Here is a 3,339-nt window from a genome sequence, read left to right as displayed (position 1 = left end):
CGACAGCTACCGCTACGCCTATGACCTGAAAGGCAACCGGGTCAGCCGGACGACGAAGGCCGACGGGGCGGTGGAGAGCTACGCCTACGACAGCCAGAACCGGCTGGTGGGCTACAGCTCCCCCACCACCGCCGCGAGCTACGCCTACGACGCGCTCGACCGGCGCATCGCCAAGACCGTGGATGGCGTCACGGAGGCGACCGTCTACGACCCGTGGTCTCCTTCGCGGACGACGTCGAACGACCGGGCGCTGGACTTCAGGGCGGGCTCGCTGATCCGGCGCTGGCTCTTCGGGCCGACGGTGGATGAGCCGCTGGAGTTCGAGGATTACGCGGGCACGACCGCGCCCGGCACCGGCTCGGCGGTGGGCCTCTTCGCGAACCGGCTGGGATCGATCCTCACGGCGGTGACCCTGTCCACGGGGGCCGTGGCCGCGGATTACGATTACGACAGCTTCGGCGCACGGAGCGAGACCGGCACGCTGGAGCAACCCTACGGCTTCACGGGCCGTGAGCATGACGCCGAGAGCGGACTGATCCATTTCCGCGGACGTACTTATGATCCTGCCACCGCCTACTTCCTGCAAAGTGACCCATTGGGCTTCCGGGCGGGGGATCTCAATCTCTACGCGTATGTTGAAAACAACCCACAAAGATTCACAGATCCGTCGGGCTACTTCGCAGCCGTGGAATACCGGAATCTCGCATTGGGAAGCGCTTCGCTTGCGCTGGGTGCCTGCACTGTTTCCATAGAATGTCGTGATGAGTTGGGCCAAGTCAGCGTGGGCGCCGTCGGCTCAGTCATGAACGGCGCCTACATGCTCGCCAATACACTGGGTTCGTTTCTTGCACAAATCGACATCATTTCCCCGACATGGCGTGATGAAGATACTCCACCGCCACCGGGGGACAACGGTCCGCCCGACGACGAACCAGATGCGGAGCCGCCGAAGCCCCCGCTGCCGCCGATTCCGCCCTATTGGCCAAATTATCAGGATGATAATAATGATCCGAAGAATTGGCGTCCTGAGACCCGGGTTGAAAATGATCCGTGGAAGCCGGATACTGAAACTCCCAAGGACCGGACAACGACGTTCATCATTATTTTGCTTCGGACACTTCGATGGTTCCAGGGACTTTGAAGGACTAACATGCGAAAGATTCGAGCACTAGTAGACGCATTTCGCTTCCACAAGGCGGGAGTACTCACCAATGCCGGTCGGTACTCTGAGGCCCTAAAAGTACTCGGAAAAATCGAAGCATCCTCTGAACTAATCGCGCGACGAACGCTTTATGAAGGGGATGTCTTTCATAGAATGAAAGACTATCCGAGTGCCGTGGCAAGATATCGAACTTTCATTGATGAGAAGTTCAAAGAAGTCTTGCCTGAGCAAGACGAGAGATACTTGTTGTCATATGCGAAGTACTATCTTGCATGCGTCGAAAGGAAGTTGGGTCATACTGTTGACGTCTCGGGGTTGAAATCCGACATGGACAAGGCCGCAAGAACCGCCACGCGTGTTACCACCGCTGACTTTCCACCATGAGTAATCTCATTTTGAACAGTGATTTCGAGTCTGATTGTGCGCGGCAACCTGACCGAGGCGGCGGACGCGACAGCCGCGTGACCTTCACTTACGACAACCGCAACCGGCTCGCCACGACCACGACCGACGGATAACGTACAAAGTCTTTCGCACATTTGACCGTGAGGTCGGCCCCTTTCAGACTGGCTGAGAGGAGCTGAGAATGGACGAGAACGAGAAGCCGAAGCCGATGGGGCAAGTGATCCAGATCGATGAGGCCCGGATACGGGACCATCTGGGCGAGATGGTGCGCGGGACGGTCGAGGAAGCCCTGAACGCGATGCTTGACGCTGAAGCCGACCGCCTGTGCGGCGCGGGACGGTACGAGCGCAGCGAAGGCCGCAGGGACACCCGGGCAGGCAGCTATGAACGGTCTCTCGACACGAAGGCCGGCCCGGTCAAGCTCAAGATGCCAAAGCTGCGGCGCCAGACCTTTGAGAATGAGCCATGTTGCGCCACTGGTCCGAGCAACCATGGCGAATGATCATCGAGCGCTACCAGCGGCGGGAGAGCAGCGTCGAGGAGGCGCTGATCGAGATGTATCTCGCGGGCGTTTCGGTGCGCCGGGTCGAAGACATCACCGAGGCGCTCTGGGGCACCAGGGTCAGCCCCGGGACCGTGTCGAACCTCAACAAGAAGATCTACGCCAAGATCGACGAATGGCGGCACCGGCGGATCGAGGGCGATCACCCGTACGTCTTCCTCGACGGCATCGTCATGAAGCGGTCATGGGCGGGCGAGGTGCGCAATGTCTCGCTCCTGGTGGCCATCGGCGTCACCACGGACGGCTACCGCGAGATCCTCGGCATCGTGGAAGGCCCCAAGGAGGACAAATCCGGCTGGTCGATGTTTCTGCGCCACCTCGCCGACCGCGGGCTCTCCGGCGTCCAGTTGATCATCTCGGACGCGTGCCGCGGGCTGGTTGAGAGCGCGGCGGAGGTCTTATCCGAGGCGCAGTGGCAGCGCTGTGTCGTGCATTTCTACCGCAACGTCTTCAGCCTCGTTCCGTCTGGCAAGGTCCGGGACGTCGCGAAGATGCTGAAGGCAATCCATGCCCAGGAGAACCGTAAGGCCGCCGCCGAGAAGATGGCCGCTGTTATCGCGGACCTGCGCGCCATGAAGCTGACCAAGGCCGCCGAGCTGCTCGACGAGAGCGGCCACGAGACCCTGACCTACTACGGCTTTCCCGATAGCCATTGGATCAAGCTCAGAACAAACAACCCGCTGGAGCGGATCATGCGAGAGATCCGGCGCCGAACCCGCGTCGTCGGAGCGTTTCCGGACGGGAAGTCCTGCCTCAATCTCGCAGCCGCCCGCCTGCGCCACATCGCCGGGACGCAGTGGTCAACCAGGAAGTACATCAACATGACCCCGCTGTTCGCGGATCAAACCCAAGGAGCCGTCGTCGCGTGACAGAAAGTGCGAAAGATCTTTGACAGTACCTTGCGCATTGCGCGGCGAATGCACACTTCCCGCCATTTATCCTATTACCTAGTTTGACCTGCGTGGGGAACCAGGTTGCGGGCTCTTCCCGCCCCACTTTGCTCTCTGGCGTAGCACCGGCGTAGCACCGCCATTCCTAGCTCAAATGCGAGAAGCCTCCCGAAGGAGGCTATGCGTCTGTATTTGTGTTATTTTTTTGGTTGCGGGGGTAGGATTTGAACCTACGACCTTCAGGTTATGAGCCTGACGAGCTACCGGGCTGCTCCACCCCGCGCCAATTGGCCCGCTCGGTATTGGATTGAGTTTGGGCC

1 protein-coding gene, 1 tRNA gene and 1 pseudogene are annotated in these 3,339 nt (G+C 60.2%); 2 read left to right on the top strand and 1 reads right to left on the bottom strand.

The window, feature by feature from the left end; translation table 11 throughout:
• Together OM960_RS25240 and OM960_RS25235 are read left to right on the top strand one after the other, a co-directional pair.
• On the top strand, positions 1–1,141 hold a 1,141-nt coding region (locus tag OM960_RS25240; RefSeq protein ID WP_264773918.1), incomplete at its 5' end, for an RHS repeat-associated core domain-containing protein.
• Between the two features lie 634 nt (positions 1,142–1,775).
• A pseudogene (locus OM960_RS25235) lies at positions 1,776–2,998 on the top strand (IS256 family transposase).
• Positions 2,999–3,225: 227 nt separating this feature from the next.
• Here the strand turns inward: OM960_RS25235 and OM960_RS25230 are convergent.
• Positions 3,226–3,302, bottom strand: a tRNA-Met gene (locus OM960_RS25230).
• Positions 3,303–3,339 lie beyond the last annotated feature (37 nt).

The organism is Defluviimonas salinarum (assembly GCF_026013545.1).
Lineage (GTDB): Bacteria > Pseudomonadota > Alphaproteobacteria > Rhodobacterales > Rhodobacteraceae > Albidovulum > Albidovulum salinarum.
Note: the sequence above shows the minus strand (reverse complement) of the source record. Positions and strands in the feature narration are given on the sequence as shown.